The 12949-nt window shown below is 60.5% G+C and carries 13 protein-coding genes; 10 read left to right on the forward strand and 3 right to left on the reverse strand.

Annotated features, from left to right (window positions below):
* Position 1: 1 nt before the first annotated feature.
* Both V7660_RS10235 and V7660_RS10240 read right to left on the reverse strand, forming a co-directional pair.
* Complete coding sequence (locus tag V7660_RS10235; protein ID WP_335602942.1) at positions 2 to 2125, reverse strand: TonB-dependent receptor; 2124 nt, start codon at positions 2123 to 2125, stop codon at positions 2 to 4.
* 57 nt (positions 2126 to 2182) lie between these two features.
* On the reverse strand, positions 2183 to 2485 hold the full coding sequence (locus V7660_RS10240; RefSeq protein WP_335602943.1) for a hypothetical protein: 303 nt from the start codon (positions 2483 to 2485) through the stop codon (positions 2183 to 2185).
* A 160-nt stretch (positions 2486 to 2645) separates the two neighbouring features.
* Here V7660_RS10240 and V7660_RS10245 point away from each other — a divergent pair, with 160 nt between their 5' ends.
* The 3 genes from V7660_RS10245 (at position 2646) to V7660_RS10255 (ending at position 7048) form a co-directional block, all read left to right on the forward strand.
* Positions 2646 to 4232 carry a hypothetical protein gene (locus V7660_RS10245; RefSeq protein WP_335602944.1) on the forward strand — a complete coding sequence of 529 codons (1587 nt, stop codon included), beginning with the start codon at positions 2646 to 2648 and terminating at the stop codon, positions 4230 to 4232.
* A gap of 15 nt (positions 4233 to 4247) precedes the next feature.
* The gene (locus V7660_RS10250; protein WP_335602945.1) at positions 4248 to 5024 is read left to right on the forward strand and encodes a hypothetical protein; all 777 of its coding nucleotides are present in this window, start codon (positions 4248 to 4250) and stop codon (positions 5022 to 5024) included.
* 188 nt (positions 5025 to 5212) lie between these two features.
* Positions 5213 to 7048, forward strand: coding sequence for a glycoside hydrolase family 9 protein (locus tag V7660_RS10255; RefSeq protein ID WP_335602946.1), 1836 nt, complete (start codon positions 5213 to 5215; stop codon positions 7046 to 7048).
* A 3-nt stretch (positions 7049 to 7051) separates the two neighbouring features.
* On the opposite strand, the gene V7660_RS10260 is transcribed toward V7660_RS10255, so the two are convergent.
* Positions 7052 to 7828 carry an exodeoxyribonuclease III gene (locus V7660_RS10260; RefSeq protein ID WP_335602947.1) on the reverse strand — a complete coding sequence of 259 codons (777 nt, stop codon included), beginning with the start codon at positions 7826 to 7828 and terminating at the stop codon, positions 7052 to 7054.
* Between the two features lie 80 nt (positions 7829 to 7908).
* Here V7660_RS10260 and tatA point away from each other — a divergent pair, with 80 nt between their 5' ends.
* The 7 genes from tatA to yajC all read left to right on the forward strand — a co-directional run bounded on the left by tatA (position 7909) and on the right by yajC (position 12937).
* Complete coding sequence (gene tatA / locus V7660_RS10265; protein ID WP_335602948.1) at positions 7909 to 8124, forward strand: twin-arginine translocase TatA/TatE family subunit; 216 nt, start codon at positions 7909 to 7911, stop codon at positions 8122 to 8124.
* A gap of 24 nt (positions 8125 to 8148) precedes the next feature.
* Positions 8149 to 8547: a Sec-independent protein translocase protein TatB gene (gene tatB / locus V7660_RS10270; protein ID WP_335602949.1), complete on the forward strand. Its 399-nt coding sequence runs from the start codon at positions 8149 to 8151 to the stop codon at positions 8545 to 8547.
* Positions 8544 to 9365, forward strand: coding sequence for a twin-arginine translocase subunit TatC (tatC, locus tag V7660_RS10275; RefSeq protein ID WP_335602950.1), 822 nt, complete (start codon positions 8544 to 8546; stop codon positions 9363 to 9365). Before tatB ends, tatC begins: the two co-directional genes overlap by 4 nt.
* Before the next feature lie 156 nt (positions 9366 to 9521).
* The gene (gene serS, locus V7660_RS10280; protein ID WP_335602951.1) at positions 9522 to 11072 is read left to right on the forward strand and encodes a serine--tRNA ligase; all 1551 of its coding nucleotides are present in this window, start codon (positions 9522 to 9524) and stop codon (positions 11070 to 11072) included.
* Positions 11069 to 11830, forward strand: coding sequence for a 5'/3'-nucleotidase SurE (gene surE, locus V7660_RS10285; RefSeq protein WP_335602952.1), 762 nt, complete (start codon positions 11069 to 11071; stop codon positions 11828 to 11830). The genes serS and surE overlap by 4 nt, the downstream gene beginning before the upstream one ends.
* A complete protein-coding gene (locus V7660_RS10290) occupies positions 11818 to 12471 on the forward strand; it encodes a protein-L-isoaspartate(D-aspartate) O-methyltransferase (protein WP_335602953.1) in 654 nt (217 codons plus the stop codon). The genes surE and V7660_RS10290 overlap by 13 nt, the downstream gene beginning before the upstream one ends.
* A gap of 94 nt (positions 12472 to 12565) precedes the next feature.
* Positions 12566 to 12937 carry a preprotein translocase subunit YajC gene (gene yajC / locus V7660_RS10295; RefSeq protein ID WP_335602954.1) on the forward strand — a complete coding sequence of 124 codons (372 nt, stop codon included), beginning with the start codon at positions 12566 to 12568 and terminating at the stop codon, positions 12935 to 12937.
* The last annotated feature ends 12 nt before the right edge of the window (positions 12938 to 12949 follow it).

The raw sequence follows: 12949 nt of genomic DNA on the forward strand, positions 1-12949 counted from the left end.
ACTAGAACGCCACCCTGATCCCCACGCGGATGTTCCGGCCGGGCGCCGGCACCGCATCCTTCAGGACAGACGTGGCATAGCGCACTTCCTCATCGGTCAGATTGCGTCCTTCCACGAAGAGCTGCGTGCCGTCCTGGCCATAGCCAGCCTCGGCGAGGTCAATGGCGGCGCGAAGTCCTGTGGTGACATAGCCATCCGTCGGCAGATTACCGGCGCCAGGGTCGTCCTGGTCTGCTGCGGCGGTCAGCGTCCACCCGGCCGACCAGAGGCCCCAATCGGCATCCAGCGAGGCGTGGAGGGTCATGGGCGGCAGGTAAGGCACATTGCTGCCATCCTCCAATTCCCCGTCCACGAAATCGAGACTGGCCGTCGTGGTCCAGTCTGCGCCCATCAGGCCTTCCGGGAAACGGGCCTCCCCCTGGATTTCCGCGCCGGTGAACTGGGCGCCCTGTTGCAGGAACAGATAGACCGGGAAGCCGTCCAGCTCCTCCACCGGCGTGCCACCATCGGGCGCAGTGCCGGGCGTTAGATAGATGAAGCCGTCAAAGTCCGTGTAGTAGACATTGCCGCCCAGGCTGAACCGGTCATTCTCCCAGCGCAGGGTCGCTTCGAGATTGGCGCCGCTCTCCTTGTCGAGCCCGATATTGCCGACCTCGTACTGGCTCGTGGCAAGGTGCGCTCCGTTGGCGAACAGTTCGCTCTCGTTCGGCGCGCGTTCGGTATATCCCAGTTGCAGGCCTGCGAACCAGCCGGAACTCCAATGCTTGTGCGCCCCGAGCGATGCGCTGAAGAGGTCAAAGCTTTGCTCGCCCTGAAACGCATTGTCCAGCTCCGTTCGATCAAACCGGAGGCCGCCTTCAAGACCGGACTCGTCTTCCAGCTCCAGCGTTTCGTAGTGGAAAACGCCAACATTTTTCGTGGAAGTCGGCGTCAGGAAGGATTCCTCGCCTTCCGAGCCAAGGTCCTTGTCGAGGAATTGGAAGCCGGTCGCGCCCGCGAAATTCCCGAACGCATGGCCGAGTTCGAAGCGGCCCTCGGTGCCTTCGGTCGAATAGATCGTCCCCGGCTCGCCAGGCGCTTCGAATTCGGTGTGCTCATAATCAGCCACCGACAGATTCCCGGCGATCTTCGTGAAGGGGCCGGTATCCAAATTCATCCCGCCGCGAATATCATAGCGGGTTTGTTCCAGATCGATGAACGGGAATTCCTCTTCATGGGCTTCTTCTTCGGCCCCTGTTCCTTCCTCTTCCTCATGATGCTCGTGGCCGGGAAGGCCATAGCTGGAATTCTGCTGCCGAATGCCAATGCCGAAGAAGCCATGCTCACCGACCCAGGACAGGCCCGCCGCATACGTATCGGTCTGAAGGAAGGAGTTCTCCATCGTGTCGCGAACTTCTTCATGTTCTTCGTGCGCTTCGTGTTCCTCTTCACTTTCCCCTTCATGTTCGGCCTTTTCAGCCGCGCGTGCAGCAGAGGATTCGGCAAAGCCCGGAATGTCGTAATCGTCAAAGTCGCGCGTCGAAGCTGACAGGGTCAGGACGAAGGGGCCGGTCGAAACGCGCGCCTTGCCGGCCGCTTCGGTGCCTTCATTCACACTATTGCTGGCGGCGAGGCCGTCGAACGAGATGGCGCGGTCGGGCAGGTCTTCCACGATCAGGCCGTCGATCACATTCACGACGCCGCCAATGGCTTGTCCGCCATAAGCCAGCGCGGCCGGGCCTCTCAGGATTTCGATCTTTTCCGCATCGATTCCGTCGGTGGCAACCTGATGGTCGGGCGAGGCGGCGGAGGCATCGATCGCGCCGATGCCATTGGTCAGCACCAGCACGCGTTCGGCGCCAAGCCCGCGCAGGACCGGCCGGCTCGCGCCTTGTCCAAAGAATGTGGTCGAGACGCCCGGTTCACCGGCAAGCGTATCGCCGAGCGTTCCAGAGAGTTTCTGCACCAGTTCATCACGATTGATGGCGGAAGCGTTGCCGATCATTTCATCGGTTTCACGCTGGGGACCAACGCCGGTGACGATAACGGTTTCAAGGGTGGCAGGGGCTTCCTGGGCGAGGGCAAGCGGACTTGCGCCCAGCAGGAGCGAGGCCGCGACAGCGCGGCGAGAGATATGGGATTTCATGTTCTGGGAGTCCTTCAGACAATAGGGAACGCCGCCCGCAGACGGCAGGATCAGTCGCTATTGCTGAGGGGAGGGCGGACTTCGCGGCGGCGGCGCGCGGCCGGGCGGACGAATCCAGAGGGGTTGCGAGAAGTACGGTTCGGTGACCGCAGTCTCAACCGGAAACACAAACGGGCTGGCCACAACATCCGGCAGCACGATTTGCACATGCGCCACAGCCGTCAGATCACAGGTGACACCGTAATGGTCATGTGGCTGATCGGCATGCGCTGCGGCATGGCCCAGCGCCAGCGCCTGAACGAAAACGAACAGGGCTGCGAGGAAGGCCAGTCGGTACGTGCGATGATGCCGGGCGCTCATAGTTATTCTGTTACATTTTCGTGAGCCGAGCGGCAAGCACCAACGCATGTAAAAACATTACGATCCACACTTCCTGCTTCAGCTTTCACGCTTCAGTAACCAAGCCACCGCATCCTCGCGAAAGTTAATGAAAAGCCTTGAGCTGTTAAGAGGATGTAGCATGTCGAAGAATGCTGTGCGCTGGGGCGCGGATGTTGGATGCCAGAGCAAAATCAAGCCGCTGGAGATCCGCAACGATCTTTCCGATCACGGGCTGAAAGGCAAGCGCGCCCAAGGGTATCTGGGGCTGAACCGCCAGTTCACCAAGGTCACCGCAAAGAAGGATGGCCGTGACGGCCTGCCGGCCTCTGATGCGGCCACCCCTGACCAGTGGAGCGAATGCGAGCAGCAGATCGCGGAACGCGCAGAAGACGTGCGCCGCGGTCTCGGCACCTGGCTGACCACGACGGCGGCAACGGTCCGCAACTATATCAGCGACTACACGCCAATCGACATCTATCCGGACCAGCTGCGCGAAGCGATCAAGTCCGAAGAGAACGAATACCGGCACTACGAGCTGGACGATGTGCATGATGCCAAGGAAACCCATTCCGCGGCGATCATCGAGCTTCAGCAGTTCAAGCTGCGTCACGGCGACAGGATCGGCGACCGCACCCCTGACATCAAGAAGAATGTCGAACAGGCCGTCGCCATCCTGATCTTCATCATGATCCTCGAAGGGGGCTTTAACGCGCTCCTGTTCAAGGATGCACAGGCCAATGGCCTGATGGGTGGCCTGATGATCGCCTTTGGCGTGTCGTCGGTAAATGTCGTGTTCGGCGTGATCGCGGGCTTCTTTGGCCTGCGCTACCTGAACCATCCCGCCCTGCCAGCCAAGATCATGGGCGGCGCGGTCGCGATGGTCTTTGTCCTTGCCGGCATCTTCCTGAATTTCTTCGTCGCGCACTTCCGGGACGCCGTTGAGACGGGCCTGCAAGCCGCCACGGCCGCCGGCACGCTCGGAACATTCTCCATGTTCTCGATTGCGCCCGGCGACGTCATCCTGTCGATGTTCCCGAACATTTTCGGCTTGGAAAGCTTTCTCGCCCTGGGCCTGCTCTTCATGGGACTCGCGGTCTTTGGCCTTGCCATCTATGAGGGTTATGACCGTATTTCCGACCGCTATCCCGGCTATGGCCGCGTCTGGCGGAAGGAGCGCAAGGCCTATGAGCGCCGGCAGGAAGTCCGCAACGGCGTGCGCGATGACCTGTCAGAGTATTTCTCCAGCTGCCGCCTCTGGTTCGAGACCCAGCAATCGCGCCATGTCACGGCCAAGCGGGAGATCGAAAAGGCGATGAACCTGCTCGAGACGCGCCGGGATTATGCCTCTGCCATCGCGGCCCGCGCAGCGGATCAGGAGCGCAGCCTGAAAGTGGCTTACCGCCAGGCCCACCGCCGGGCGCGCAATGCCAATCGTGACCGCCTCGGCGATCAGGCGCCATGCCCTGAATACTTCAGCGAAATCATCACACCACAATTGCCGCCATTCGACTATTCCAAGGAACGGGATCAGGCGAACAAGGCAATTGCCACAATCGACAACAACATCAAGGCTCTGAACCAGACCCGTGAATGGCTGGAACAGCACATCCAGCAGGTCCAGAAAGGCCTGTCCTCGATCGAGAAGAAAGTTGCCGACGAAATTGGCAAAGTCCGCGATGCCAAGGGCGCTACCCACGTTCCCGTGGACCAGGCTCGGCGGGCCTAGAAGGAGACATAAGGGATGCCACGTCGCAGAAGTGACCGAGGCCCATGGTTCTGGCGCGGAATGATCGCGCTGATGCTGGGGGTAGTTTTTGCCTTGTTCGCCGTCGTGGCGTTCAACCAGCCGCCCAGCCTGATGGCTGACACCAGCTGCCGTACAGACCGCAAGGATCCGGCCCACACGATCATCCTGATCGACCAGTCGGATCCGTTCAATCCGAACGATCTCGACTGGGTCTATGAATTCGTGGATGCCGAAGCCCGCGCCTTGCCGAAATACGGCCGGCTGACCGTCATGACGCCGAATGCGGCAAGCCCTTATGACCCGAAGCTTGTTTACTATGCCTGTTCTTCGGGAAGCGCCGCGGAGGCAAATCCGATCTTCCAGAACCCGAAAATGATCGAACAGACCTGGCAGACCCAATTCTATGCGCCCTTGCTGGAAAACGTCGAGGCCGCCTTGACGGACACGCGCCAGCCAAGCTCGCCTCTGGTAGAGGCGGTCTATTCGATCGCAGACCGCGCCGATTTCCAGCCGGGAGAATCCAATCGCCGGATCGTGCTGGTGTCGGACCTGATGCAGCATTCTGACGGGTTCAGTTTCTACCGCCTCGGTGCCGATTATGACGCGTATCTGGAGTCCGATCTGGCCGACATGCGCCCGAGCCTGGAGGAGGTCGACGTTGTTGCGCGTATCGTGCCCCGGCAGATTTATGATCTGCCGATGGCCGATGTGAAGGCATTCTGGCGTGCCTATTTCAGCGAGGCCGGTGCGGACTACGGGTCCGTCAACTAGTCTGCCGGCACCGGAGCAGGCCTCGCGGCCGAATGGATTTGGCCCTAATATTGCAAGTTGCTGCCGCACAGACAGCGCAATATGGGGAAAAATCCATGCTCACGCTTCGCAAAACAGGTCTGGCAGCGATTGTATCGTCTGTCTTGTTGTCCGGGTGTTCTTCGGTGACCACTCCCGGAGATGATGGAATGGCTAACGGGGCCCATGTTGTCACACCTAAGCAGCAGGAATACCTGAACGCCTTCAATGCACCGCGAGGCCCGGTCCGGGCAACGCAGACGGGTATCCGGCCGGGCTACAATTTCATCGGTGTCGCGGAAAGCGACCTGACGGAGTCCCTGCAATGGCAAATCACCGCCCCCAACGGGGTCGTGGTCGTGCAGGGCCGGACCATTCCCTATGGCTTTGATGAAGGCTCCGGCGCAAATCTCCACCTCGTGGTGACGGACGCCCTGAAGACGCCCGCCACGAATTTGATTCTGGAGGTCGAAGGGGTCGGCAAGAGCCACCCATTCAATGTGGCAGAAGACGTCTTCCGGGACCTGAAATACGACACGCTGAACTATTTCTATCACAACCGCGCGGGCGTCCCGATCGAGGCTGAATATGCCGGTGGTGAACAATGGGCTCGTCCGGCGGCACACGAAAATGAAATGCTGACCTGCTTCCAAGGCAAGGATCTCTACAAGGCCGAGTGGCCGCGCTGTGACTACAAGCTGGATGTTAGCGGTGGCTGGTATGATGCCGGCGACCAGAGCAAATATGTCGTCAACAGCGGCATCAGCGTCTGGACGCTGCTCAACGCCTATGAGCGCGGCACATCGGGATTTGACGACGGCGCAGCGAATATTCCGGAATCCGGCAACGGTCTGAACGATCTCCTGGATGAGGCTCGCTACAATCTCGACTATATGCTGAGCATGCAGGCGCCAGAGGGCGCGCAGGCCGCGATTGTCCGCGGCAACATGGATGGCCAGTGGCAACCGGACTCGCCGAAGATGGCAGATGTCTCCGGCATGGTTCATCACAAATCCGGCAACATTGAATGGCCTGCCATGCCGATCATGCCTCACAACAATACCGGACCGCGTGCGCTGTTCGCGCCGTCCACAGCGGCGACCTTGCATGTTGCGGCTGTTGGCGCCCAGTGTGCTCGCGTGTTCCGTGGGGTGGATGATGCGTATGCAGACAAGTGCCTGACTGCGGCAAAGCGGGCGTATGCGGCGGCCCAGCGCGTACCTGACGCTTATGCCTACAATAATTTCCCCGGCACTGGGCCTTACGGATCGACAGACATTCGCGACGAGTTCTACTGGGCGGCCGCTGAAATGTACGTATCCACCGGCGAGGCGGCCTATGCCGAAGATCTGCAGACCTATCAGGACCAGCTGGATCAATGGCCGGTCAACGGGCTCAAGGAACCAAATTGGGGCGCCACGAAGGGCCTCGGAATCCTGACGCTCGCCCGGTTCGCACCGGATGAGACCCTGAGGCAGGAAGCCGCCGCAGGCGTGCAGCAGACAGCGGACGCCTATCTCGCCCAGACCCGGTTCGAAGGCTACCAGATCCCGATCAATCGCGGCGTCTGGCCCTGGGGGTCCATCGGTACACTGGCCAATCGCGGTCTGATCCTCGGCACAGCGTATGACATGTCCGGCGATGTGAAATATCGCGATGGTGCGCTGGATCTGCTCGACTACATTCTGGGCCGCAATCCGCGGGACATCTCCTATGTTTCCGGCCATGGCGAGAATGCCTTCAAGGCGCCGCACCACCGTCACTGGGCTGGCGCCCAGTACAGGGGCTTCCCTCTGCCGCCTCCGGGCGCCGTGGCGGGCGGGCCGAACAACACCGATCCGGCCGGTCCGGCCTCAAGAGCCATCATCGATCTGTGCGATGGCCATGCTCAGATATGCTATATTGACCACGTCGATGCGTATGAGCTGAACGAGGTTGCGATCAACTGGCAGGCGGCGACATTCTGGCTGGCCGCATGGGCCGATGACATCGACCGGGCCAATTAGGCTCTAGTCTTCGAAGACGCCGATGACCGGCACATGGTCTGACGGTTTGTCCAGCTCGCGGGCCTTGCGATAGATCTCCACAGATTGGAGCCTGTCGCAAGCTTGCGGCGAGCAGAGCAGATGATCGATCCGGATGCCGCGATCCTTCTTGAAGGCGCCGCCCTGATAATCCCAGAATGTGTACTGATGTGCTCGTCCATCGGTCAGTTCAAAAGAATCTGCCAGGCCGAGATATTTCAGTTTCCGGAATTCCGAGCGGGTCTGGGGCAGGGCGAGGGCGTCATTCTGCCAGACAGTTTCGTCCCAGCAATCTTCCGGCGTGGGGATGCAATTATAGTCGCCGCACAGCACGAACGCCTCGTCCTGCTTGAGCAGATTGCGCGCATGCTGTTCCAGCGCGTCCATCCATTCCATCTTGTAGTCGTATTTCGGACCGGGGGCCGGATTGCCATTCGGCAGGTACAGACCGCCCACGCGTATTGGGTGTTCGCTGAGCACCAGTGCCTCGATATAGCGCGCCTGGTCGTCCGCGATCGTGGGCAGGCCCTTGGTGACATCCTCGATTTCGTGCTTGGAAAGGAGGGCGACGCCGTTGTAGCTTTTCTGGCCCAGCACGGCACAGTTCCAGCCGCGTTCCTCCAGTTCCAGATAGGGAAACGCGTCGGTTTCGCACTTGATTTCCTGGAGGCAGACGACGTCGCAATTGATGGCGTCGAGGACTTCCAACACTGTGGGAAGCCGTGCCTTGATCGAGTTGACATTCCATGTGGCGATACGCATGGCTGTTCTTTAGCAGCTTCGTTCCATTGTTCCAGCGTGAGCTGCTGTATATATTCAGGGAATTCTTCGAGGAGAGAGGCATGTCGCCAAGCTGGATTCAATTGCTGATCGTTGTGGTCGTTGCGCTCCTCCTGTTCGGTGGCCGTGGCCGTATTTCTTCCATCATGGGCGACATGGCCAAGGGCATCGGGGCCTTTCGCAAGGGCCTGAAGGACGAGGAAGAGACCAAATCCGTCGACAATGACGAGATGGTCAACGTCACCCCCCAAAAAGACGAGACGAAGGCCTCGTCATAAGCTGCCGAGTGGAGGGCGCTTAGCATGCTGCCCGGAATCGGGTTTTCCGAGCTCTTGCTGTTGGGTCTTGCGGCGCTGATTATTGTCGGCCCGAAGGACCTACCCATGATGATGCGCCGGGTCGGCCAGTTCGTCGGCAAGGGCCGCGCCATGGCGCGTGAGTTCCAGGCCGCGTTCGAGGATATTGCCCGCCAGAGCGAACTCGATGAACTCCGCAAGGAAATCGAGGACCTCAAGAAAGACAACACGATGAAGAAGGCGCAGGACGATCTGGCGGCCTTTGAAGCAGACGTGAACTCTGCGGTCATGGAGAAGCATCCCACGCCCAAACCTGCCGCGCGGAAGCCGGACACCGCCCCTGAGCCTCAGGCCGAACCAGACACCCAGCCGGCCTCGCCGAAACCCGGGGATGATGCCGCGTGAATACCGTACCGCCAAAGGATGAACAGCCGAACTTCACTGATGATGAGGTCGAGTCGAGCCGGGCCCCATTGCTGGAGCATCTGGTGGAGCTGCGTGCGCGCCTGATCAAGGCTCTGCTGGCGCTTTCGGTGGCCTCAATCGTCTGTTTCTTCTTTGCCGAGCCGATCTATGACTTCCTGCTTGCGCCGTTTGCCCGTGTGGCCGAAGGCATTCGCGGCGCGCCGCTGGAACTGATCTTTACCGGCCCGATGGAATTCTTCTTCGCCAAGCTGAAACTGGCCGTGTTTGCAGGCATCTTCCTGTCCTTCCCGGTTGTCGCCTGGCAGGTCTACCAGTTCGTGGCGCCGGGTCTCTACAAGAGTGAACGGGGGGCGTTCTGGCCGTATCTGGTCTTTGCGCCGCTGTTGTTCACGCTGGGCGCGGCCTTTGTCTATTTCCTGATGCTGCCCATGCTGGCACGCTTCTCAATCTCTCAGGAGAACATCGAGAGTACGGTCGCGACGATCAAATTGTTGCCGCGCGTGTCGGAATATCTCTCGCTGGTGATGGCGCTGATGCTGGCCTTTGGTCTGTCGTTCCAGTTGCCGGTGATCCTCAGCCTGCTGGGGCGGATCGGGATCGTCTCGTCCGAGGCGCTGGCGAAGGGCCGGAAATACGCCATCGTGGCCATTCTCTGCTTTGCGGCCTTCTTCACCCCGCCGGATGTGATCTCGCAGATCCTGCTGACTGTGCCGGTACTGATGCTCTACGAAATCTCCATCTGGTGCGTGAAACTGATCGAGAAGAAGCAGGCCGAAGAGGATGCTGCGAGGGAGTAAGAAATCGCCCTGCGATTTCCCCGAGCAGGGCCAAGCGCACGCGCAGGGCGCGGCCCCAAGGTCTGATTCCCAAAATGACTAAGCATATCCCCCGGTTGCAGGCAGGCCCGGCGCGGATTAGAGCAAGGACCGACTGACCACACAGGACCATCAGACATGTTCGACATCCGCGCCATCCGCGAAAACCCCGAGGCTTTCCGCGCCGCCTGGAACCGGAAGAAGCCGGGCCTTGGCGATTCCGTCGATGATATTCACGCGCATGACGCGGCCCTGCGCACGGCTGTGACCGACAAGCAGGAAGCGGAAAAGCTGCGCAATGAGACCTCCAAGCTGATTGGCCGGGCCAAAGCCTCGGGTGATGAGGCGGAGTTCGAGCGCCTGCGCCAGATCGTTGCCGACGCCAAGGATACGATTGAGGCTGCCGGCGAGCAGGAAGAAGCGGCCCGCAAGCTACTCGACGAAATCCTCTATGGCTTGCCGAACATCCCGCTGGCCGAAGTGCCGGAAGGCCAGGATGAAGATGGCAATGTCGAGCAGGGCCGCTGGGGCGAGCCGAAAGCCTATGATTTCGAGGTCAAGGACCACGCCGATCTCGGCGAAGCCCTCGGCATGATGGATTTCGAGACTGCCGCCAAGATGAGCGGTGCGCGCTTTGTGCTGCTCAAGGGCAAACTCGCCCGGTTCGAGCGCGCACTCGCGGCCTTCATGCTGGATGTGCAGACCGAAGAGCATGGGTACACGGAATGCTCCCCGCCCTTGCTGGTGAAAGACCAGGCGTTGGTAGGTACGGGACAGTTGCCGAAGTTCGACGAAGATTTATTCGAAGTCTTCGGGGACTACCAACAAACCAGAGCAAAAGCTCTGGTTGCACACGAATCCGTTCTGCAGAGACAGCGCCGTCAGGATTTGATCGAAGCAATTGTGAGCGGGCTTGAGGAAAGTTCCTCGGAAAGCACCTCTAAGGCGTTGGAGCTAAGAGTTTGGGATATCATCAATGCTTTTCAAGCCAAGCTCGGCGAGGAGTATAAAGCGTTTGCTGACCAAATAGACAAGGACCGGCAAAAGGCGCTGGAATCCTACAATATGGACAAGTTGAAGCGCGCTTTCCTCATCCCAACCGCCGAAGTTCCGCTGACGAACATTGTCCGCGACAGCATCATCGAGCCCGGCGAGCTGCCGAAGCGCTTCACCGCACACACGCCCTGCTTCAGGTCGGAAGCGGGCAGTGCGGGCCGTGACACCAAGGGCATGATCCGGTTGCACCAGTTCAACAAGGTCGAGATGGTCTCGGTCGTTGCGAATGAGGAAGAGGGGCTGGCCGAACTGGAGCGCATGACCGAATGCGCCGAAGCGATCCTGAAAAAACTCGACCTGCCATTCCGCCGGATGCTGCTCTGCGCGGGCGATATGGGGGCAGGGGCGCGCAAGACCTATGACCTCGAAGTCTGGTTGCCGAGCCAGGACACGTATCGCGAGATCAGCTCGTGTTCTTATTGCGGTGACTATCAGGCCCGCCGCATGAGCGCGCGCTATCGCCCGGAAGCGGGCGCGAAGCCCGAATTCGTCCACACGCTGAACGGCTCTGGCCTTGCGGTCGGCCGCACGCTAGTGGCCATCCTCGAGAACTACCAGAATGAAGACGGCTCCATCACCGTGCCAGAAGCCCTGCGCGGATACATGGGCGGGCTGAAGGTAATTTCTGCATGAGAATCCTGCTGACCAATGATGATGGCATCAACGCGCCGGGCCTTGCGGTGCTGGAAGACATTGCGCGGGAAATTTCCGACGATGTCTGGATCGCCGCGCCGGAAGAGGAACAGTCCGGCAAGGGCCGCGCGATTTCGCTGACCCATCCGATCCGCACGCGCGAAGTGGGCGACAAGGCCTGGGCTGTTGCCGGTACGCCGTCCGACTGCGTGCTGCTGGCGACACATAATCTGATGCCGGAAAAGCCGGACCTTGTGCTGTCCGGCGTCAATCGCGGCCAGAACATTGCCGAGGACACCAGCTTCTCCGGAACCATCGCGGCGGCGCTGTTCGGTATGCAGCTCGGTATCCCGTCCATCGCCCTCAGCCAGTCTCAGAGCTTCCGCGAGCGCGGCTCCCTGCCTTGGGACACCGCCCGCGCCTGGGGCAGCAAGGCCATCAAGCCACTTATCGAGCATGGCTGGCCCGGCGACGCGGTGATGAACGTGAACTTTCCGGACGTCGACCCGGAAGACGTGAAGGGAATCCAGATCACCCGTCAGGGCTTCCGCGACGAATCGATCATCCATACCGACCGCCGCGAAGACTTGCGCGGCAACGATTATTACTGGGTCGGGTACAAGAGCAAACTCTCCAAACCGGATGAGGGCACCGATTTGCGCGCCATCTATGACGGCTATGTCTCCATCTCCCCGCTTCATGTGGACTTGACGCATGAAGTATTCCTCCGGACGCTGCGGGAGTTATGGAAGACCTGATCGCCGACCCGTTCCGTGCTGCCCGACTTGTCCTGCGCCTGCGCCAGGAAGGGGTCACGGATGATGGGGTGCTCCGGGCGATGGAAACCGTCGATCGCGGCGCCTTTGTGGACGATCCGGCACTGAAGGAACTTGCCTTCGCCGATTGCGTGCTGCCGATCCCGTGCGGTCAGATCATTCCGCGCCCTGTGGCGACCGGGCAATTGCTCCAGGCCCTTGACCTCGGCCGCCAGCGTGAGGCGCGTATCCTGATCATCGGCATGGGGGCCGGATATACGGCCGCACTGGCCGCCAGGCTCGCCGCCGATGTGTTTGGCGTGGAGCGCTACGACCGGCTGACCGATCATGCGCGCCAGCGAATCGTGAAGCTCGGGCTGGGCAATGTCGCCGTCCGGCATGGCGACGGCCTGCTCGGCTGGCCAGAGCGTGGCCCCTATGACCGCATCCTCCTCACGGGTCTGGTGGACGAAGTGCCGCAAGTCCTGTTCGACCAGCTACGGGCCGGCGGATCGGTCATCGCCCCGTTGATGCGTGAGGGCCGGCAACAGATCGCCCGTATCACGGCGGATGGCGCGACTGAATGGCTCGGCCTGACCCATGACCTGCCGCCCCTGATCGCCGGACGCTCGGCGGCGCTTTAGGCTGACTTGTTTCATCTGCAGGGCTTGTTTGCCAATGTCCCTGCCCACAGCTATAGGAGCATCACATTTTCAGGGGTCTACGGGAGATAACCAAATGCTGACCAGACTAGCCACGCTGACGACAGCCGCTGCTGTTGTAACACTGCCAGCTCTGGCGCAGGCCGCGCCGAGCGCCTCGGGCCCCAGCATCATGAGCCAGGTGCTCCTGTTCCTGCCGCTGATCCTGATATTCTACTTCCTGCTGATCCGTCCGCAGCAACAGCGCTCGAAGAAGCACAAGGCCCTGATCGAGAATATCAAGAAGGGCGACACGATTGTCACCTCCGGCGGTATCGTCGGCAAGGTCACCAAGCCCGGTGACGAGGAACTCACGGTCGAACTGGCCGAAGGCGTGCGCGTGCAGATCATCAAGCAGATGGTGATTGACGTCCGTGGCAAGAACCAGCCGGTTGCCGCCAACGATTAAGGGCCTGCAGGG

The sequence above is a fragment of the Hyphomonas sp. genome, from assembly GCF_036964145.1.
Lineage (GTDB): Bacteria > Pseudomonadota > Alphaproteobacteria > Caulobacterales > Hyphomonadaceae > Hyphomonas.

What these genes read in the sequence shown, in the direction of transcription:
- V7660_RS10235 (WP_335602942.1), bottom strand. Translation starts at nt 2,125, where the DNA reads ATGAAATCCCATATCTCTCGCCGCGCTGTCGCGGCCTCGCTCCTGCTG.
- V7660_RS10240 (WP_335602943.1), bottom strand. Translation starts at nt 2,485, where the DNA reads ATGAGCGCCCGGCATCATCGCACGTACCGACTGGCCTTCCTCGCAGCC.
- V7660_RS10245 (WP_335602944.1), top strand. Translation starts at nt 2,646, where the DNA reads ATGTCGAAGAATGCTGTGCGCTGGGGCGCGGATGTTGGATGCCAGAGC.
- V7660_RS10250 (WP_335602945.1), top strand. Translation starts at nt 4,248, where the DNA reads ATGCCACGTCGCAGAAGTGACCGAGGCCCATGGTTCTGGCGCGGAATG.
- V7660_RS10255 (WP_335602946.1), top strand. Translation starts at nt 5,213, where the DNA reads ATGGCTAACGGGGCCCATGTTGTCACACCTAAGCAGCAGGAATACCTG.
- V7660_RS10260 (WP_335602947.1), bottom strand. Translation starts at nt 7,828, where the DNA reads ATGCGTATCGCCACATGGAATGTCAACTCGATCAAGGCACGGCTTCCC.
- tatA (WP_335602948.1), top strand. Translation starts at nt 7,909, where the DNA reads ATGTCGCCAAGCTGGATTCAATTGCTGATCGTTGTGGTCGTTGCGCTC.
- tatB (WP_335602949.1), top strand. Translation starts at nt 8,149, where the DNA reads ATGCTGCCCGGAATCGGGTTTTCCGAGCTCTTGCTGTTGGGTCTTGCG.
- serS (WP_335602951.1), top strand. Translation starts at nt 9,522, where the DNA reads ATGTTCGACATCCGCGCCATCCGCGAAAACCCCGAGGCTTTCCGCGCC.
- surE (WP_335602952.1), top strand. Translation starts at nt 11,069, where the DNA reads ATGAGAATCCTGCTGACCAATGATGATGGCATCAACGCGCCGGGCCTT.
- V7660_RS10290 (WP_335602953.1), top strand. Translation starts at nt 11,818, where the DNA reads ATGGAAGACCTGATCGCCGACCCGTTCCGTGCTGCCCGACTTGTCCTG.
- yajC (WP_335602954.1), top strand. Translation starts at nt 12,566, where the DNA reads ATGCTGACCAGACTAGCCACGCTGACGACAGCCGCTGCTGTTGTAACA.